Source organism: Paraburkholderia acidiphila, assembly GCF_009789655.1.
In the GTDB taxonomy this organism is placed as follows: Bacteria; Pseudomonadota; Gammaproteobacteria; order Burkholderiales; family Burkholderiaceae; genus Paraburkholderia; species Paraburkholderia acidiphila.
In genome coordinates, this window is record NZ_CP046911.1 from 163,769 (window position 1) to 183,380 (window position 19,612).

Here is a 19,612-nt window from a genome sequence, read left to right on the forward strand (position 1 = left end):
AGCCATCGAAGCGCAACGTGGGGGCATCCCTGTCGCCGGGAGATATTGCCTCCCAACATCGCCGAAGCCTTCTTACATATCCACGTCGATGGGCCCCATCGACGACTAGTTCCATTGAATTTCACGTTTCATGTCCGCACCAACGAGCCCAACTAATTGGCGTGCGGCGCCGTCCGCTTGCTCGCCTGATGCGTCCGACGGCAACAACCTTGCGCCATGCACAGACTCACACCCATTGCGCCTCGAGCGGAGCATCCCTCAAGGTGCCCGCGGGCAGAGTCGAAACAACGCCTCCCGGCAGTTCTCAAGTGACGCATACGTTGAGGGACAGCCGGCAGACCAGCGCGAGAGGTTAGGTAGCCTGCGTGTCAGAGGAGCGCTCGCGACTCGTCGTGCCCGAGCAGGGTGGAAGCGGTCAACACGGTAGCGGCCCACGGCACTCGGCCTTCGCGTTCCGGAACTCGAGGCTGTTCGGCTATTCGTTACGCTTCTGACAAGCGGGGCAAGGCGTCCCACTCATCAGCGAATAACTCGCTCTTGCTGCGTCACCGATATTCGCCACAAATGCAACTAACTGACAAAATCGCTTGGCACCGGATAGTAACCCAAATCGTCAATGCACAACCTCGCGCCAGAGCCTCAGCGAATCATAGTCGAGCAATGAAGTAGCGATCGGCGTGCCGGTCGTCAGGAAACACGCAGCGAGTGGAGCGAGTTCAGCGAGACCTCCACTGGAAGCGCCCAATTCCGTAGCCGAAGGCTGACCAATAATCGATTCCTGTGCCGACCCTGCTCCAGAAAGCGCTCGTTCCACCGTGAAACATTTCTCTCAAAACCGATGAATCGGTGAAGCCTTTATCCCGTGGGGCTTCCAAGCCTAAAACAAACCAAATTCTAGTACTTGTTTCACGAACATAACGGCTCTCCGACCCTGAAACATAGCCAAAATGGTCGTCGGTAAGCGAAACCCTACCTTATCAACGCGAATCGTATTTTTTAACACGTATTTTGTAGTTTTCGACGATATGTCTGCGCCAGATAAAAATAACCCCGTTCGCATGAAGCAACGTGCACGACACACCCCAACAGTTCCCACAGTCGACGACATAGTCGCGCACAACGCACGCCAACAGATGCACGGCGCCCCGGCGCACCACGCTTGCCAAAACGCACCTCAGCGCGTCGATTAAAATTGCCCCGCGTTGCCGAGCCACATTCAAGGGTTTCAATTGCCAGCGCGCACGATGCGCCACCCGCACGATAGAGCGGCAATCGCCCTTTCTCCATACAGCGCCCCCAAACACAATATAGAGGACACGTCGTGAAGTTCATCCACGCGGCAGACCTGCACCTCGACAGCCCGCTCCATGGTCTGAGCGCCTATCCCGATGCGCCGGCCGGTCAACTGCGCAATGCCACACGCGAGGCATTGCGCCTGCTTGTCGATCGCGCCATTGAAGAAGAGGTCGCGTTCGTCGTCATTGCCGGCGATCTCTACGACGGCGACTGGAAGGACCACAACACCGGCATTTTCTTCGGCCAGCAGATGGGACGCCTGCGCAAGGCCGGCATTCGCGTCTTCGCCCTGTGGGGCAATCACGACGCGGAAAGCGAAATGACCAGGAAACTCACGCTGCCCGACAACGTGGTGGTATTCAGTCATCGCAAACCCGAAACGCACGTGCTGGACGACATCAAGGTCGCGCTGCACGGCCAAAGCTTCAAGGACAAGGCCGTGGTCGAAAATCTCGCGCTCGGCTACCCGTCGCCGGTTTCCGGTTGCTACAACATCGGTGTGCTCCACACGGCGCTCGAAGGCTATTCCGCGCACGCGACCTACGCGCCATGCACGCGTGCCGAATTGCACGCGAAAGGCTACGACTACTGGGCGCTCGGCCACGTACACGAATTTCAGCAGTGGTCGGAACAATCGACCATCGTATTCCCCGGCAATCTCCAGGGGCGGCACATCCGCGAAACCGGGCGCCGCGGCGCCGTGCTCGTGAGTGTCGAGGGCGGTCGCACGGAGGTCGAGCGCCTCTACCTCGATGTGCTGCGCTGGGAATCCGTGCGCGTCGAAGCGAGCGACTGCGAAAGCGTTGCGGATCTCGCGCGCAAGATTGGCGTTGCGCTCGAAGCACTGCTATCCGTCGATGCCCATGTGCCGCGCGCGGTGCGCGTGACGGTGACGGGCAAGTCGCCCGCACATGGGCTGTTTTTCGGGCGCGCCACACAATTGCGCGCCGAGGTGCTCAACCAGATCGGCATTATCGGCAATGACAAGCTGTGGCTGGAAAAGGTCAAGCTCGAAACCAGCCCGGCCGATACGGCCGCCGCGCAAAACGAGCCCGTTGAAGCGCTCGAGGATCTCAAGCACATACTTGATGCCGCCACGCAAGATCCCGAATTCCTCGCGCTGCTCGAACGCGATTTGCGCGCGTTCGTTGGCAAGGTGCGAAGCGAAGTCAAAGAAGACGCCCCGCTACTCGAACTCGCCCGCGACGGCAAACTCGCGGCGCTGGTGGAGCAGGTCGGTCCCGCGCTGCTCGCGCGCCTTTCCACGGGAGAATGACCAGTGCGTCTCAAGCAACTCGATTTAATCAAATACGGCAAGTTCACCGACACGACGTTGCCGTTCCCCCACGCGGCGCACGATTTTCACGTCATTGTGGGACCGAACGAAGCGGGCAAGTCCACGGTGCGCACCGCCGTGTCGGAACTGTTGTTTGGCATGCGCCTGCAAACGCCGCTCGATTTTCTCCATGGCACGCCGGAACTGCGTCTTGGCGGCGTGCTGGAGAACGGCGCGGCCGAGCAGCGCTTTCATCGCGCGCGCGGACGCAACTCGCTGCGCACCCCGCAGGACGACAAACTGCCCGACGATTTCCTCGCCGCATTTCTCGACGGTGCGAGCAAGGAGTTCTTCGAGCAGATGTTCGGCCTCGATCATGCGCGGCTCGTTGAAGGTGGCCGCAGCATTCTCGACGCATCGGACAAGCTCGGCCAGGTGTTGTTCGAATCGGCGGCGGGTGTGGGCAGCCTCGGGCCCGTGCGCGAGGAACTGGAAAATCGCGCGGCCGAACTCTGGGCCCCGCGGCGCAGCGGCAGTGCGTATGCACAGGCGGAAACGTCGTTTGCCGAGGCAACGAGCGAACTGAAGGCGGCGCAGGTGCGCACGCGCGACTGGGTCGAGAAAAAGGACGCGCTTGAAGCGGTCGAGCAGACTATCGAGCGTTTGCGCGCCGAACAGCGCGGTCTCGAATCGCAGCGCTCGAAGCTCGAACGCGTACGCCGCCTCGCTCCCTATATAGAAGAGCTTTCGCTCAAGCAGAACGAGCTGGCCGCGTTGGGCGAAGTCGTCGATTTTCCGCCCACCGCTTATGCCGATCTGTTGAAGGCGCAAGCCGATATCGCCGCCGAGCGCAAAGTGCAGGAAGCGCGTCAGCTCGATCTCGCCGGCAAGCAAGCGTCATATGGCGCAATCGAGCCCGATCGTGCGGCACTGGAACTGGCCGCCGAAATCGACGCGCTCGACGCGCTGCGCGGCGAATGCGTCAATCATCCGCGCGAATTGCTGGTGCGTGAAACGGAAATTCGCAACCATCTCGACGCCGCATTCGCCGCCGCGGCCCAGCTTGGCTGGCCGGACGACGAAGCCGCATTGCGTGCCGCGCTGCCCGGTGCGCTGGCGTTGAAGACGGTGACGAACCTGCTGCGCGATCACGGACTGCGCGAGCAAGCGCTCACTACAGCGCGCGAGGCGCACGGCGAACAGACGCGCAAGTTCGCACAATTGCACGAGCAGCTTGCGCGCTTGCCCGCAGTGGACGTGCCGCATGCGTTGCGCGCCGCGCTCGACGATGCGCATGAATTCCGCAACAGCGTGGCGAAGGAAAGCGCGCTCGAACGCGAACTGGCGGATGCGCAACGCACGGTCGAAGAGAAGCGCCAACTGTTGGGCCAATGGAGCAAGCCGGTGCCAGCGCTGCGCGCGCTCGACCTGCCGTCGGCCGCGCGCCTCGCTGCGTTGCAAAAGGAAGAAAGCGAGTGCGTGAGCGCGGTGGCCGCGGCGCGAGAAGCGGCAGCGGCGGCGCAAGAGGACATCGAGCGCTGCGAATTGCAGGAGAAGCATTTCACGCAGGGCAACAAGGTCGTCACGACCGCGGAAGTGCAGGCGGCACGCCTGCGCCGCGATAGCGCGTGGGACGAGGTCAAGGACGCGCGCGTCAGTCTCGCGGACGGCGCTCCCACCGTGGACGACGCGATGCGTCTGGCCGACGAACTCGTCGACGCGCAACTCGGCACTTCGCAGGCGGCCGCCACGCTGCAGAATCTGCGTCAGCAAGTCGAAACCGCGCGCGCGAATACACAGCGCAAGCTTGCGGCGTTAGGCGAACGCGAGCGCGAACTCGAAGCCTTTCGCCTTGGCTGGTCGCAGATTGCGAATGACGCGCAATTGCCCGGCCTGCCGCTTGCCGATATGGGCGCGTGGCTGGCGAATCGCGAAGCCGCGCTCAATGCACAGAGCGAAAGCGACCGCCGCGCGAGCGAGCTCGATGCGCGCCGAGCGGCGCGCATCGCGGCGCATGCGGCACTGCTCGAATCGTTGCGCCCGGTGGCGAAGTCAAACGAAGGCGACACGCTGACGACATTGATCGGCGTGGCTGAAACAGTCGTGCAGTCGGCGCAAAAGAGCGCCGTGCAGCGCGAAGGTCTGGAGGCGCAGCTTCGCGACGCTGAACGCGCGAATGAATCCGCGCAATCCAGATTGACGATTGAGCAGGATGCCTACGCAAAGTGGCGGACGCAATGGCACGACGCGCTCGCGCAAGCGAATCTCGGCACGCGCGCCGCGACGCTCGCGGCGGCGGAAAGCGCCGTCGAACTCGCCAATGCCATTTCGGTTGCTTTTTCGGATGCCGAAGTACCCCGCAACCGCATTCGCGCGATCCGCGCGCAATTAGAATCGCTGGAGGCCGACGCGCGACGCCTTGCCCAGGCGCTCGCACCCGAATGGCCCGCGCCGGGCGATGGCATCGACGTCGCGCGCCAACTCGCGGCGCGACTCGCCACCGCGCGCGAAACGGCAAAAACCCTCGCCCAGGCCGACGCCGACGTGCAACTCGCCCGCACGCGTGTCGCCGATGCCGTCGCGGCGGTGGCGGGCGCACAGGCGCGCGTCGAGCCCATCCTGAAGCTCGCGGGCGTGAACGACATCGACGAGGCGTTGCCGCTCGCCGAGCGCTCCGATGCTCGCCGTGTGTTGTCGAATGCGATTTCGGCAGCGCGGGACAAGCTCGTGCGCGAAGGCGACGGGCTTGCGCAGGAAACCATCGCCGGAGAAATCGCGGAGCAGCCCATTACCGAGGTGCCCGCGCGGCTCGCAACCGTAAACCAGCAACGCGATGCGGTCGAGCGCGCGTTGAGCGACTGCCTGCAGCAACAGGTGAGTGCGCGGCAAGCCTTCGACGCGATCAACGGCCAGGCCAATGCCGCGCTCGCAGAGGCAAAGCGCCAGGAAGCCCTGAGCACCATGGGTGAAGCCGCGGAGCAATATCTCGAAGCCGTGACCGCGAGCCGCCTGCTCAAATGGGCAACGGATCGTTATCGCGATCAGAAGCAGGGGCCAATGCTGCGTCGCGCGGGGGAGATATTCAACGGACTCACACTCGGTGAATTCGCGCGGCTCGTCGTGGATAACGAACGCAATCCGCCCGCGTTGCATGCGCGTCGCAGCAACGGCAAAACCGTGGAAGTGACTGGAATGAGCGAAGGCACGCGCGACCAGCTTTTTCTCGCATTGCGCATCGCCGCACTCGAATTGCAGCTGGCGAGCAAGGCAGCCTTGCCCTTCGTTGCCGACGACCTGTTCATCAATTTCGACGACGAACGCGCAAAGGCCGGGTTCTCGGCATTGCGGAATCTATCCGCGAAAACTCAGGTGTTGTTTCTCACGCACCACGATCACCTCTTGCCGTTGATTCGCGAGATATTTGGCGCGCAGGTCAATGTTGTCGAATTGCAGCGCGCACCTGTCGCCGCGTAGCGGCGCGAAAGTTGCGTAATGAAAATTCATGGGGACTTTGTTTGCGAAACAATCAATAGTCTGATCAGGAAACATGTTTTTCACTACAAAATATTCGTCTAAAATTGCCAGCATGCGTGATTTGACTTCATAATCACGCTGTCTTTCGCGACGCCCCGGCCGACAAGATTGCAATTCGATCGGCCAGTGATGCTTGAAGGGTGTCCGCAAAAAACCGTGAATAAGGAGGCGTGAATGGTCACCCTGGATGCAATTCAATCGAAGATCGCAAAGCTGCAAAAGCAGGCCGAATCGATCGTGGAAAAACAAACGTCGCTCGGTCTCACGAAAATTCGCGATCTGATGGCCAGGCACGGCTTGAGCGTGGCCGACATCGAACGTTTCATCGGCAAGAAGCGTGGCCGCAAACCCGGCAAAGGCGCGACAGCCGCCAACGTCGCTAAAGCCGCAGGACCGAAGCGCACCGTTGCGGCCAAATACGCCGATCCGAAAACGGGCGCGACGTGGACCGGCCGTGGCCGCGCACCGGTATGGATTCGCGACGTGAAAGACCGTTCGAAATTCCTGATCGATGGCGCCGCGGCAAAACCGGCCGCCAAAGCCGTCCGGAAACCGCGTGCCAATGCGGCAGCGGTGAAAAAGACCGTCGCGAAGCGCGCCAAGGCAGCAACCGCGAGGAAAGCTGCTCAGAAAGCCGCATAAGCGAGAATCGCTTTACGAACCGGTGGCCGCTCCGGCGTTTCGACGCCCGCGGCCATTTTCACATGAGCGGCGCGAAGCAACGCGCGCCTATTGCCCTTTTTGTCACCGATGGCCGGCCTTTCTTTTTCCTCGGGCCTTCTCGCGCCCCATCTGCAGTCGCTCGACATGCTGCAACTGCTCGGCATTGTCATTGCGCTCGTGCTGGGCGGCATGGTGAAGGGCGTGACCGGCATTGGCGTGCCGCTCGTGGCCATGCCTATCGTTACGCATTTCTTGCCGGTCAAGGAAGCGGTGCTGCTGCTGTCCATGCCGATCATTCTCGGCAATATTCCGCAGGCGCTGGAGGGGGGCGAAATGCTGCCTACCTTGCGCAATATCGCGGCGCCGTTAATTGGCACCGTGATCGGCAATGTGATTGGGGTGTCGGTGCTGATCGCGCTCGAGCCGCATCACGCCCAGGCGGCTTCGGGCGTGGCGTTGATCGTGGCGGCGGTGCTTCTGCTCGTTTCGCCGCGTTTCAAACTCGCGCCCGCGCTTGCGAGGCCAGTGGGTTTCGCGCTCGGCTTCGGGGCGGCGCTCATGGAAAGCATCGCCGCCGTGCCGGGGCCCTTGCTCGCCATGTATCTGATCGCATCGGGCGCCACGGGCCGTGCGTTCACGAAGCAAATCGCGATCATTCTCGTCGTTTCGGTCATCACGCTCATCACGACGTTCAGCCACGGCGGGCACGCCAACCTCGTCGATCTCGCGATATCGGCGGCGGCCAGCGTGCCCGCCATCGCGGGCATGCTGCTGATTCGACCGCTGCGCGACAACCTGCATCCACTGGCGTTTCGCGTGGTCGTGCTCGTGTGCGTGCTGGCCGCGGCCGTGCAAATGATCGTCAAATCACACGTGCTGTTTTGACGATCGCGCCAATTAATGGCTGATCGCTTCGAGCGAGAGCCCGCGCGTGACCGGCCCAAGCAGAATCATCACGATACCCACGAGCATCGAAGCGCCGATGAACACCGCTACGCCTGGCACACCGTAATGATGGAGCAGGATGCCGATGGCGAGCCCCGCGAACGCGGCGGCAATGCGGCTCCACGAATACACGAAGCCAACGGCGCGCGCGCGGATACGCGTAGGGTAAAGCTCGGCCTGATAGCCATGATAGGCGTACGACATCACGTTCGAAGCGAGCGTGAAGAGCACACCCAGCACGATCAGGACCGCCGGCTGCGTGGCTTGCGCGAATAACGTAATCACGACCGCCATGATCAGCAGGCCGCCGACGATCTGCGTCTTGCGCTCGAGTTTGTCCGCGAACCACACGCCGATCAGCGGTCCGAACGGATTGGCGATGGCGATCACGAAGGCGTACGCTAGACTTTGCGTGATGTGCACGCCTCGGGCGATCAGCAGCGTCGGCACCCAGGCGGCAAAGCCGTAAAAGCCGATCACCTGCGCCATATTGAAAATCGACAGAATGACCGTGCGCCGCAAATACGGCGCGCGCAGCACTTCGCCGAGCGAACCGCGTCCGGCCTTTTCCAGCGCGATCGGCCCGAGCGGCGGCAAAGCGGTGCCCGTTTCGGCGCTTACGCGGCGCTCGATGTCGGCCACGATCCGTTCGGCTTCGTCCTCGCGGCCATTACGCGCGAGCCAGCGCGGGCTTTCGGGAATGCTCCGGCGCAGGAACCACACCACCACCGCGCCGACCGAGCCGATCAGGATCACCACGCGCCAGTAGTCGAGACCAATCGGATGGGAGTCCTTGAGGATATAAGCGAGAAACGCGACCACGGGCACCACGCTGAACGTGATGAACTGGTTGACGGCATAGGCACGGCCGCGCTCGCCGCCCGGGATCAGCTCGGAAATGTACGTGTCGATGGTCACGAGTTCGATGCCAATGCCGATACCGGCAATGAAGCGCCAGATATTGAGTGCCTCGCCGGTCGTCTGGAACGCCATGATGGCCGTGCACACGATGTACCAGATCAGCGACCACGTGAAGATGATGCGCCGCCCGAAGCGGTCGGCCACCTGTCCGAACGCGAGCGCACCGACCCACAGCCCGGCGAAAGTCGAGAACACGAAAGTGCCGAAGCCTGCCACCTTGAGCGGACCGAGCGCCGAAAAGAAGCCGAGCGACTCCGGCGTGAACAGACCCGAATGCACCATGCCGGGCGCGACATAGCCCGTGAAGAAGAGGTCGTAAAACTCGAATACGCCGCCGAGCGACAGCAGAATCACGATCGTCCAGACTGTCCGCGATGGCGGCAGCCGGTCGAAGCGGGCGGCAATTTCCGCCGATTTTTCAATGGACATCCCGATTCCTCATTACATTTTGAAAGCGTGTGGGGGCCAAAATGTGCCTGCATCGATGGAATTGCATGGGTTGCGCGCGACGTATGCGAATGCCGATACAGGCCATAGCACGCACTTTATTGATGCCGCGACGTGGAAGCACCTGGTTGAAACCCAAATGCGTTGCGCTTGTGGCAATGATGTTTCAGGCAATGTCACTGATAACAACGCGGCAAGCCACAGTTCAGGCGATGCTCGCGCCTGCGTGGCTCACGCGGTTGCGGCCGGCGTGTTTGGCGGCATATAACGCGGCATCGGCGGCTTCGATGAGCGCATTAGGGGACGACGCAACGATCGCGTCTCGGGTGGCGCAGCCCGCGCTCAGCGTAACGAGGCCGCCCGCGGCGGGAGAGGGAATGCCGAGTTGCTCGACGGCGGCGCGAGCGCGTTCGGCAAGCGCCGCGGCTTCATCCGCGCCGGTATCGGGCAGGACCAGCGCGAATTCTTCGCCGCCATAGCGCGCGACGAAGCCGCCCGGCTCGCGTCGTGTGTTCGCAAGCGTGCCTGCGAGCGCGCCCGCTACGGCGCCGAGGCAGGCGTCGCCGTGCAGATGGCCGAAGGCGTCGTTGTAGTGCTTGAAGTGATCGACGTCGAGCATCACGAGTGAGAGCGGCTGGCCGCTGCGCGCGGCGCGCTCGAACGCCTGGCGGAACTGCTCGTCGAAATAGCTGCGGTTGTAGACGCGCGTGAGCGCATCGCGCGCGGAAGCGCGAATGAGCGTGGCGTGTTCTTCGGCGAGCTGGCGATAGAGCGCTGTCACTTCCCACACCAGCACGCATACGAGCACGCCCGGCGCGAACATGCTGAACACGCGCGCGACGTACCAGCCCACCGTGAAGCGCTCGATGCTGAGCGTATTGAGCGCGGCGTCGACGAGCGAGGCGAGCAACGCGACCACGATCCACAAATCGAGCACGAGGCGCAGCCGGCCTTTGAGCAACACGATCGCAATGGCGACCAGGTTGAGCGCGCAGATCGCGAGGCCGGCGAGATTGTTCACGATGGCCGACGCTGGCGCGGCGCTCCCAACGTCATTAAACGGCGATGCGAGATCGACGTGCGTGACGAGCACGCCCAACAGGGCGGCGACCGCCGCAGGCGCCGCGATCAGCAGCCAGCCGCGGGCATCGAGACGTTCGCGGGCGAACGGCGGGGCGGGCAGGCGCTTGCGCACCAGTTCGGCCACGATGACGAGCGCGGGAAAGCCCGCGTGCCAGAACACCCACATCCACGCGGCGCTATGCGGGAGCGCGCCGAGCAGGCCCGTGCGTGCGAACACGCCAGGAAACATCAGCAACTGCAGCGCGACGGTAATGGCCGTGAACGCATAAGCGCCCCCCAGCGCGGCGAGCATGGCCACGCGCGTAGCCGCGAAACGCGCGCCCAGCAGGAAAGCCGCGATGCTCGACGTGGTGAACACCGTGAGCGCGCACATCGGCATGAACGGGGCGATACCGGGCAGGGCGTCGCGCGCACGCGGCGCCGCGAGCGCGAGCGTGAGGAGAATCGCCAATGCGCATACGCTGGCGAAGAGCGCCTGCCTGCGTGTTGCCGGTCCGATCAGCAAGCCGTCCATGTGATGACTTTCGGGTTGATGCGCAGCTCGATAATGGCGATCGTGGCGTGGCAGCGTGAGTCGCTGTTCGCGGTGCGGAAAGCAGACTAATTTGACTGAAGCTATTGTGCTCCGATTCGGCTAAATATGGGGCATGGATGCGCGAGCCCAGTTATATTGAGTTTCGGTTTTGAGCGCGCTACATTGGGCGCGCGAAATTCATGTTCGCGCGATCGGTGGTCGTATCGTGCCGGACCATTTCGTGTAATTTGTATGTAAGGATTGCTGATGATGCATCGCGTATCGCGCGACCACCGCGAAGGAGAGGGCTGGCTCGGCGGTCGTACGGGCGAGACGAGGCTTGGCTGGTCCGCGTTGGGTCTGGCTGTCGTGTTCGCCGTGCTGGCTTTCGTTCCCGCATTGCCGCTCGATGCGCGCATGTGCGCCGTGATGTCGAGCGCGTGCTTCAATCTCTTCGTCGTCATCTTCGGCACGCGGCTGTTGGGGGCGCGCGCGCCGTCCGGCGAGCCGGTCTCGAAGACTTCGCTGCGTCTCTTGCGCCTCGCGTTCCAGCGCAATTCGGAGGCCGCCGACATGCGCGGCCTGCTGCAGTCGCTTCCGTGGCAAGGGTGGGTCGCGCCGTTTGCGGCGCTCGTTTCGCTTGCGTTCGCCATCTATGCGTGGACTTCTGCCGCGTTTGCGCCGTCGGCTTCACAGCGCGAATCCGCACCTTTTCTCGTAGCGGGCGCCGCCGCGCTCGTCATCGCTTTTGCTGCGCTGGTGGCCGAGCGCTTTCATGCGCAGCGCGGCGCGCAAGCGCGCGAATCCGCCGCGCTCGCGGGGCTGTTGCGCGTGGTGCTCGTCGCGGCGTTGAGCATGGCGGCAACGGTTGCGGCGCTGGCGTATTCTGGCGAGCCGCTCACGTGGCTCGTGCGTATCGTCGCCGTGCTGACGGGCGCGATTGCCGTCGAACTCGGCCTGCGCGCGCTGCTCGCGGCGTTGGCAAAGCCCGGCAAGGATCGCTTTCTGCATAGCACCATTGCGGGCCTGCTGAGCATTCGGGGGCGTCCGCTCGCCGCATTCAATACGCAAATGCGCATGCGCTACGGCATCGACCTGCGGCAGAACTGGGCGCTCCAAAGCTTCGTCCGCTTGCTGCCGGGTGCGCTCGTGGCCATGGTGGTGGCGGGCTGGCTGCTCGGCGGCGTGACGATACTCGGCCCCGATCAGCGCGCCGTATACGAGCGCTTTGGCGCGCCCGTCGCCGTGTGGCAGCCCGGGCTGCATGCGGGCCTGCCCTGGCCCTTCGGCCGCGCGCGCGTGATCGATAACGGCGCAGTCCATCAACTGATCGTCTCGGGCAGCGCGAACGACAGCAGCCGCTCCGCGCCCGTCGTTTCCGCGGATGGCGACACGCCCGCGCAATTGAATCGCCTGTGGGACGTGGCGCATCCGTGGGAGACGACCCAGGTGATCGCGGGCACGAGCGGCGCGCAGCAGGCGTTCCAGATCGTGAGCGCGGACGTGCGGCTCGATTATCGCGTCGGACTCACCGATGCGGCGGCGCGCGCCTCGCTCTATCGCGCAGTCGATATGGACGAGACGGTGCGCTCGATCGCGAACCGCGAGGTCGTGCGTTACCTCGCGTCGCGCACGTTGCCGTCGTTGCTCGACACGCCGCAAACGGCCATGGCCGGCGCGTTGCGCGGCGCCGTGCAGCACGAGCTTGACCGGCTCGCGAGCGGCATCGAGGTCGTGGCCGTGGTAATCGAGAGCGTGCATCCGCCCGCGGGCGCAGCCGCCGCGTATCACGGCGTGCAGGCCGCGCAAATCCGCGCGCAGGCCAGCGTGGTACAGGCGCACGGCTTCGCGGCGGCGGCGCTCGGGCAAGCGCAGCAGCAGGCGATCGAGACCATCGCGCAGGGCAGCGCGAACGCGGCGGACACGCTGGCCGCCGCGCGCGCCCAGCAGATCGGCTTCGACGCCGACGTGATCGCGCAGCAAGTCGGCGGCCCGGCATTCGGCTTCGAGTATTACTTGCACAGCCTGCAAAAAGGGCTGAAGAACGCGAGCGTGACAGTGATCGACGACCGGCTCGCGAGCGGCAGCCGCGCGACGATCGACCTGCGCACGTTGAGCCCGGCCACCGCGTCGGGCATGAAAAAGGCGTGGTAACCCAGTACCCCAAATATCGAGCAAGGTGATTCGAACGTGAGCTTTTTGCATACGCACGGCGATGCGCATTCTCATCATCATCATGACCACGGCGCAGCGCCCGTGAATCCGCGGCGTTTTGCGTTGCGCGTGGCGTTCGCGCTGTTCTGCGTGATCGTCGCGCTCATCGTGGCGAGCGTCGTGCAGGTGCGTGAGGGCGAAGCGACCGTCGTCACGCGCTTCGGCGACCCGGTGCGCGTGCTGCTGCGGCCAGGTCTCGCGTGGCGCTTGCCCGCGCCCATCGAAGCCGCGGTGCCGGTGGATCTGCGGCTGCACACGACCTCGAGCGGCTTGCAGGACGTCGGCACGCGCGACGGCTTGCGCATCATCGTGCAGGCCTACGTCGCCTGGCGCGTGCCCGCCAACGCCAGTGACATTGGCCGCTTCGTGCGCGCGGTGCGCAACGAACCCGACGAGGCCGCACGCCAGATTCGTTCGCTCGTCGGCTCGGCGTTGCAGACCACGTCCGCGGGCTTCGATCTGGCGTCGCTCGTGAATACCGATCCCTCGCAGGTCCGTATCGGCGCGTTCGAAGAGGCGCTGCGCCGCCAGGTCGATGCGCAGGTTTATGCGGCCTATGGCGTGCACGTCGTGCAGGTGGGGCTCGAGCGCCTCACGCTGCCCGCCGTGACGCTGGCGGCGACTGTCGATCGCATGCGCGCCGAGCGCGAGACCGTGGCCGCGCAACGCACGGCCGAGGGCCTGCGCGAAGCGGCGCAGATCCGCTCGGACGCCGATCGCGACGCACGCGTGCTGATCGCCGACGCCAACGTGAAAGCCGCCGATATCGAGGCGCAATCGCGCAAGGACGCGGCGGCCATCTACGGCAAGAGCTACGCCGCCGATCCGCAGCTCTATACGATGCTGCGCTCGCTCGACACGCTCGGCACGGTCGTCAACAGCAACACGAACCTGATCCTGCGCACCGATGCCGCGCCATTCCGTGCGCTGGTGCAGGGGCCGCCGGGGCTCGGCACGGCCACGGTTCCATCGGGCGCAGTCGTTGCGCCCGCAACCAACGCCCATTCGCGCGGGCGCACGCCATGAGCACGAGCGACAACTTTCCGGCGCTCGGGCCAGGCGCGCAGGCGGTGCGCCTGTCGTTCTGGTTCATTGCGGCGCTTGCCGTGCTCGCAGCGCTTGCCTGGGCCACCTCGAACGTGCGCCGCATTCCGGCGGACAGCAGCGCTGTCGTGATGCGCTTTGGCGCCTACGTGCGCAGCCAGGGCGCGGGGCTGCTTGTCGCATTGCCGCGGCCGTTCGAAACGGTGCTGCTCGTGCCCGGCAGCGAGCGTGTGCTCGAACGGCGCATCGTCTCGCTCACGCGCGCTCCGGGTGCGCCCGCGCAACTGGGCGACGCGAGCGACGCGCTCGCGGGTTCCGGCTACGTGCTCACGGGCGACAACGGCGTCGTGCAGGTGAGCGCGACACTGTTCTACCGTGTGAGCGACCCTTACGCCTATGCGTTGCAACTCGAGCATCTCGACGCCGCGCTCGAGCGCATCGTTTCCGCCGCAGTCGCGCAGACCGCCGCGCAACGCGATCTCGATTCGATCCTCGTCGCGCGCCCGGAAATGGTGGCCGCCGATCAGCAAATGGCCGCGCGCCGCGAGCAATTGCGCGGCGATCTCGCGCGCGCGGTCCAGCGCCAGCTCGATGCGCTGACTGCCGCGCATGCCGGGCTCGGCATCGAGGTCTCGCGCATGGATCTGCAAGCATCGTTTCCTGCATCGGCGGTGGATGCGTTCAACGCGGTGCTGACTTCGCTGCAGAGCGCCGAGCGCGATGTCGCGCAGGCGCGCACGCTCGCGGAAAAAACGCGCCAGCACGCGCAGCAAAGCGCCGACCGTATCGTGCAGGACGCGCAAGCCAGCGCAGCGGAGCGCGTGGCGACAGCGCAGTCGGAAACCTCGACGATCGCGCAGCTCGAAGCGGCGCTCGGTGCGAATCACGACCCGGGGCTGCTTGCGCGCGCCTATCGCGACCGCGTCCAGGCGGTGCTCGCGCACGCCGCGCGCGTGACGACGCTCGACCCCAACGACGCGTCGAGTCTCGTGCTGCCGGGGCGCGCGCCATGACCACGCCGATTGAAACGCCGACGAGTCGTCGCGCACGCGCCAGCGCGCACGAAGCGCGAGCCACGCACGCGCATGGCCACGCACACGACGGTCACGGGGGCCACGCTGGCCAACCGGTCGCGTCGCTCGTCATGTCGGACGCCGAGCGCCGTACCATTACGCGCCACACGCTGATGGCGCTTTTCGCGGGCGCGCTGTTGCTGCTCTCGCTCGCCTGGCCCTATCTGGCACCCGGCAACGCGACGCTGCCGCAAGTGCTGGCGGCGGCGGCTTCGATCGTGGTCGCGCCGCCCGTGTTCGCGGGCGCGTGGCGCAGTCTCAAGACGCCGAGCCTGCACGGCGTGACCGACCGCCTCATCGCGCTCGCCATGCTAGGCGCGTGGGCCGTGGGCGACATGACGACGGCTGCGCTTTTGCCCATCGTGATGACCTTCGGCCACGCGCTCGAAGAGCGCAGCGTGCTCGGCTCGCAGGAGGCGATACGCGCGCTTGGCCGGCTGACTGCGGGCGACGTGCGGCGCGTGAACGCGGCGGGCGTGATCGAGACCGTGCCCTATGACGCCTTGCGCCCTGGCGACGTCGTCGACGTGCTGCCGGGCTCGCGTGTGCCCGCTGATGGCATCGTGCGGCACGGCCGCTCGGCCATCGACAACGGCCCGATCACGGGCGAATCGCTGCCGCACGACGCGGGCGAGGGCGCGCGCGTGTTCGGCGGCGCGATGAATCTGGACGGCCCCTTGCGCGTGGAGATCACGCACGTCGGCGAGGCCTCGACGCTGGGCAAGGTCGTCGAGTTGATGCAGCGCGCCGAGGCCGCGAAGCCGCCCATCACGCAGGCGCTCGAACGCTATATGGACGCCTACCTCGCGCTCGTGCTGCTGATCGCGGCGATCGTGTGGTTCGTGAGCGCGAACGCCTCCGCCATGCTGGCTGTGATCGTTGCCGCGTGCCCATGCGCGCTCGTTCTCGCGGCGCCTTCCACGGCTATCGCGGGCATTGCGGCGGGGGCGCGGCGCGGCATCTTGTTCAGGAATGCTGCATTTATCGACGCACTCGCCGAAATCGATACGCTCGTGATCGACAAGACGGGCACGCTCACGCACGGCGAGTTGCGCGTGACGACGCTCGCGCCGCAGCCGGGCGTGGATGAAGCCAGCACGCTCGCGCTGGCCGTGCAGCTTGCCCAGGTCAGCGCGCATCCTGTGTGCCGCGCGCTCTTGCGCTACGGCGCGGCGGGAACGGCGCGAACCGAGCCGCCCCCGCATGCGCGCGAACTGCGCGGGCTCGGCGTGCTCGCGACGATGCCCGAGGGCGAGGCCGTGCTGGGCCGCCATGACCTGCTCGAACAATACGTGAGCGTGCTGCCGCCTACGCCTGCGGATCTGGACGGGCCGTGCGTGGGCCTCGCGCTGAACGGCCGCCTGCTTGCGTGGTTCGGTTTTGCCGACACGGTGCGCGCGGAAGCCCGCGAAGCGCTGGACGGGCTGCGCGCGCTCGGCATCGAGCGCACGACGCTGCTCACGGGCGACCGCGAGCGCGTGGCGCGCCGCGTGGCTGCCGAGGTGGGCATCGACACCGTGGTGGCCCATGCGCTGCCGCACGACAAGCTCGACTACGTGCTGGGCGAGATCGGCGCGGGACATCGCCCGATGGTGGTCGGCGACGGCCTGAACGACGTGCTCGCCATCAAGGCTGGCGCGACGAGCGTGGCGATGGGCGAGCGCGGCATCGATATCGCCGTGGCTGCCGCCGATATCGTGCTGCTCGCCGACGACCTGCGCCGCGTACCGGACAGCGTGCGCCTCGGGCGGCGCTGCCGGCGCATCGCAACGGCGAATGCGGCGATCGGGCTCGCGTGGACGGTGGCCGTCATCACGCTTGCGGCGCTCGGGGTGTTGAGCGCCGTGGCGAGCGCGGTGCTGCACAACGTGGGGACGTTCGTGGTGATCGCCAATGCGGGGCGCTTGCTGCGCGACGAGTGACGAATGACGGGAACGATTGCCGCGCTACTGCGGCACCGCCGTCAGCGTGCGCAACTGTTCCAGCAGCTTCACAGCCGGACCAGGCAGAATGCCGTGCCGCCGGCGAAACGCGGTGAGCGTGCGTCGGCCCTCTACGCCAGGCATATCGAGCGTATCGAACACCCCTGCCTTGCTCTCCGTGAGGTACATCGTCGAGGCCATCCAGCTCAGGAACCCCGAGCGCGCCACGAGACTCTTGAGCGCCGTGATCGAGCGCGTTTGCACCACCACGTTCGGCAGGCCGAGCCCCTGCGCCGCGAAAGCCTGCTCCATGTGCTCGAACGGCGCCGTGCCGCGCGGCGGAATCGCCCATTGCTCGTTCAAGGTGTCCGCAAGCGTAAGGTCGGGCTTCGCGCGTAACGGATGATCGTGCGCCGCCACCACATAGCTGCAATCCTCCCAGCGGCAATCGCCAATGGCCACGATCTCGTCGGTATCGGGCACGGCCATGCTGAGCGCGAGATCGATCTCGCGTTTGACGAGGGCGTCGGCGAGCCGGTCCCACACGCCTTCGAGAATCTCCACGCGCAGCCCCGGCCACCAGCGCAGCACGCCGCTCACCGCAAGCGGCAGCACGAGGCTCGCAATGCTGCCCACCGCGCCCACGCGGATCGTGCCGCGCGCGAGGCCGCGCATGGCGTCGATTTCCTCGCGCGCCTGCTCCGCTTCGCGCTGTAGCAGGATCGCGTGCGGCAGCAGCGCCTCACCCACGGCGGTGAGATGCATGCCGCGCGAATGACGCTCGAAGAGCGGTGCGCCCACTTGTTCCTCGAGGCGGCGGATCGCGCGCGAAAGCGCGGGCTGGGTGACGTGCAGCACTTCCGCCGCGCGCCCGAGGCTGCCGGCGGAGACGATGGTGGCGAACGCGTGGAGTTGCTGTAGGTTGTAAGTCATGCCCAAAGGTAATGCCTTTTGGTGCAATCGGCAATTTTCGGTTACCCGTAGCGTCGCGATAATGGTCCTCCATTGAACGACGCGCTTTTTCGACAGGAGGCCTTCGATGACTGGCAGCGCGCCTCAGCAACATCCCGCCGGCAACGCATGGACCGTGCGCGACGCGGTCATCGACTTCGCGCGCCGCGTGGGCATGACCTCGATCTTCGCGAACCCCGGCTCGACCGAACTGCCCATGTTCCGCGACTTCCCCGCCGACTTCCGCTACGTGCTCGGTCTTCAGGAGGCGGTCGTCGTCGGCATGGCCGACGGCTATGCGCAGGCTACCGGCAACGCGGCGCTCGTGAACCTGCACTCGGCCGCGGGCGTGGGCAACGCCATGGGCAATATCTTCACGGCGTACCGCAACCGCACGCCGCTCGTCGTCACGGCGGGCCAGCAGGCGCGCTCGATCCTGCCCTTCGACCCGTTTCTCGCCGCGACCCAGGCCACGGAGTTGCCTAAGCCCTATGTGAAGTGGAGCATCGAGCCCGCGCGCGCGCAGGACGTGCCGCTCGCCATCGCGCGCGCTTATGCGATCGCCATGCAGGAGCCGCGCGGCCCGGTGTTCGTCTCGATTCCGGTGGACGACTGGGACCAGCCGGCCGAACGCGTGCCCGAGCGCGCGCTCGCCCACACCACGCGGCCCGAGCCCGCGATGCTCGCGAACATCGGCGCGGCGCTCGACGCGTGTGCGCGCCCTGTGTTCGTGGTGGGCGGCGCCGTGGATCGCGCAGGCGCCGCGTACGACGTGGTGCGGCTCGCGGAGCGTCATCGCGCGCGCGTGTTCGTCGCGCCGATGACGGGCCGTTGCAGCTTTCCGGAAACGCATCCGCTGTTCGCGGGTTTCCTGCCTGCCATGCGCGAGCGCATCGTCGAGCGGCTCGGCGGGCACGATCTCGTGTTCGCGATCGGCGCGCCGGCCTTCACTTATCACGTCGAGGGTCATGGGCCGCATGTGCCGGCAGGCGCGACGCTCTGCCAACTCATCGACGACCCGGGCACCGCCGCGTGGACGCCCGAGGGCATGGCCGCCGTGGGCAATGTGCGCTTGGGCGTGCTGGATCTGCTGGAGCGGCCAACGCCGGCCCAGGAGCGCGCCATGCCCGAGCGGCGTGCCGTGCCGCCGCCCGCAACGCTGCCCACTGCGCCGGGAGAGCGCATGTCGGTCGCTTACGCGCTGCAAACGCTCGCCGAAGTGCGCGACGCGGGCACGACTGTCGTGGAAGAAGCGCCCAGCTCGCGCCCGGTGATGCAGACGTATCTGCCGTTCGAGCGCCCCGGCACGTTTTTCACGATGGACAGCGGCGGTCTCGGCTACGGCATGCCCGCAGCCGTGGGCGTCGCGCTCGCGAAGCCGGGCGAGCGCGTGATCGCGCTGATCGGCGACGGCTCCAGCATGTACTCGATCCAGGCGATCTGGAGCGCGGTGCAGCTGGCCTTGCCGATTACGTTCGTTATCCTGAACAACACGCGCTACGCTGCCTTGCAGGATTTCGCGCCGGTGTTCGGCTTCGCGCCGACCGACCCCGTGCAGGGCACCGACCTGCCGGGGCTCGATTTCGTCACGCTGGCCGCGGGCATGGGATGCCCCGGCGCGCGCGTGAGCGAGGCAGGGCGGTTACGCGATACGCTTGCCGCTGCGCTGGCCGGGCAGGGCCCGATGCTGGTCGAGACGCTCGTCGCCTGAATGGTGTGCGCGCAACCA

General features: G+C 65.8%; 12 protein-coding genes. 9 read left to right on the top strand and 3 right to left on the bottom strand.

Annotated elements, in window-relative coordinates:
• The first annotated feature begins 1,321 nt into the window (after positions 1-1,321).
• The 4 genes from FAZ97_RS25000 (at position 1,322) to FAZ97_RS25015 (ending at position 7,654) form a co-directional block, all read left to right on the top strand.
• A complete protein-coding gene (locus tag FAZ97_RS25000; protein ID WP_158761198.1) occupies positions 1,322-2,572 on the top strand; it encodes a metallophosphoesterase family protein in 1,251 nt (416 codons plus the stop codon).
• Between the two features lie 3 nt (positions 2,573-2,575).
• Positions 2,576-6,046 (top strand): ATP-binding protein, encoded by a 3,471-nt coding sequence (locus tag FAZ97_RS25005; protein ID WP_158761199.1) that lies wholly within the window; start codon positions 2,576-2,578, stop codon positions 6,044-6,046.
• Between the two features lie 234 nt (positions 6,047-6,280).
• The gene (locus FAZ97_RS25010; RefSeq protein ID WP_158761200.1) at positions 6,281-6,748 is read left to right on the top strand and encodes an H-NS histone family protein; all 468 of its coding nucleotides are present in this window, start codon (positions 6,281-6,283) and stop codon (positions 6,746-6,748) included.
• Between the two features lie 108 nt (positions 6,749-6,856).
• Positions 6,857-7,654, top strand: coding sequence for a sulfite exporter TauE/SafE family protein (locus FAZ97_RS25015; protein ID WP_158761201.1), 798 nt, complete (start codon positions 6,857-6,859; stop codon positions 7,652-7,654).
• 12 nt (positions 7,655-7,666) lie between these two features.
• Here the strand turns inward: FAZ97_RS25015 and FAZ97_RS25020 are convergent, their stop codons facing one another.
• The gene (locus tag FAZ97_RS25020; RefSeq protein WP_199272197.1) at positions 7,667-8,992 is read right to left on the bottom strand and encodes an MFS transporter; all 1,326 of its coding nucleotides are present in this window, start codon (positions 8,990-8,992) and stop codon (positions 7,667-7,669) included.
• A 295-nt stretch (positions 8,993-9,287) separates the two neighbouring features.
• Positions 9,288-10,679: a sensor domain-containing diguanylate cyclase gene (locus FAZ97_RS25025; RefSeq protein ID WP_158761203.1), complete on the bottom strand. Its 1,392-nt coding sequence runs from the start codon at positions 10,677-10,679 to the stop codon at positions 9,288-9,290.
• 267 nt (positions 10,680-10,946) lie between these two features.
• Here FAZ97_RS25025 and FAZ97_RS25030 point away from each other — a divergent pair, with 267 nt between their 5' ends.
• Genes FAZ97_RS25030 through FAZ97_RS25045 form a run of 4 tightly spaced genes read left to right on the top strand, consistent with a single transcriptional unit; the run spans position 10,947 to position 16,932 of the window.
• On the top strand, positions 10,947-12,833 hold the full coding sequence (locus FAZ97_RS25030) for an SPFH domain-containing protein (RefSeq protein WP_233271894.1): 1,887 nt from the start codon (positions 10,947-10,949) through the stop codon (positions 12,831-12,833).
• A gap of 36 nt (positions 12,834-12,869) precedes the next feature.
• Positions 12,870-13,919 (top strand): protease modulator HflC, encoded by a 1,050-nt coding sequence (gene hflC, locus FAZ97_RS25035; RefSeq protein ID WP_158761204.1) that lies wholly within the window; start codon positions 12,870-12,872, stop codon positions 13,917-13,919.
• Complete coding sequence (hflK, locus tag FAZ97_RS25040) at positions 13,916-14,950, top strand: protease modulator HflK (RefSeq protein ID WP_158761205.1); 1,035 nt, start codon at positions 13,916-13,918, stop codon at positions 14,948-14,950. The genes hflC and hflK overlap by 4 nt, the downstream gene beginning before the upstream one ends.
• Positions 14,947-16,932 carry a heavy metal translocating P-type ATPase gene (locus FAZ97_RS25045; protein WP_158761206.1) on the top strand — a complete coding sequence of 662 codons (1,986 nt, stop codon included), beginning with the start codon at positions 14,947-14,949 and terminating at the stop codon, positions 16,930-16,932. The genes hflK and FAZ97_RS25045 overlap by 4 nt, the downstream gene beginning before the upstream one ends.
• A gap of 24 nt (positions 16,933-16,956) precedes the next feature.
• Here the strand turns inward: FAZ97_RS25045 and FAZ97_RS25050 are convergent, their stop codons facing one another.
• The gene (locus FAZ97_RS25050; RefSeq protein WP_158761207.1) at positions 16,957-17,865 is read right to left on the bottom strand and encodes a LysR family transcriptional regulator; all 909 of its coding nucleotides are present in this window, start codon (positions 17,863-17,865) and stop codon (positions 16,957-16,959) included.
• Positions 17,866-17,971: 106 nt separating this feature from the next.
• Between FAZ97_RS25050 and mdlC the strand changes: the two genes are divergently transcribed.
• Entirely contained in the window at positions 17,972-19,594 is a 1,623-nt protein-coding gene (gene mdlC, locus FAZ97_RS25055) for a benzoylformate decarboxylase (RefSeq protein ID WP_158761208.1), read from the top strand.
• Positions 19,595-19,612: the final 18 nt, after the last annotated feature.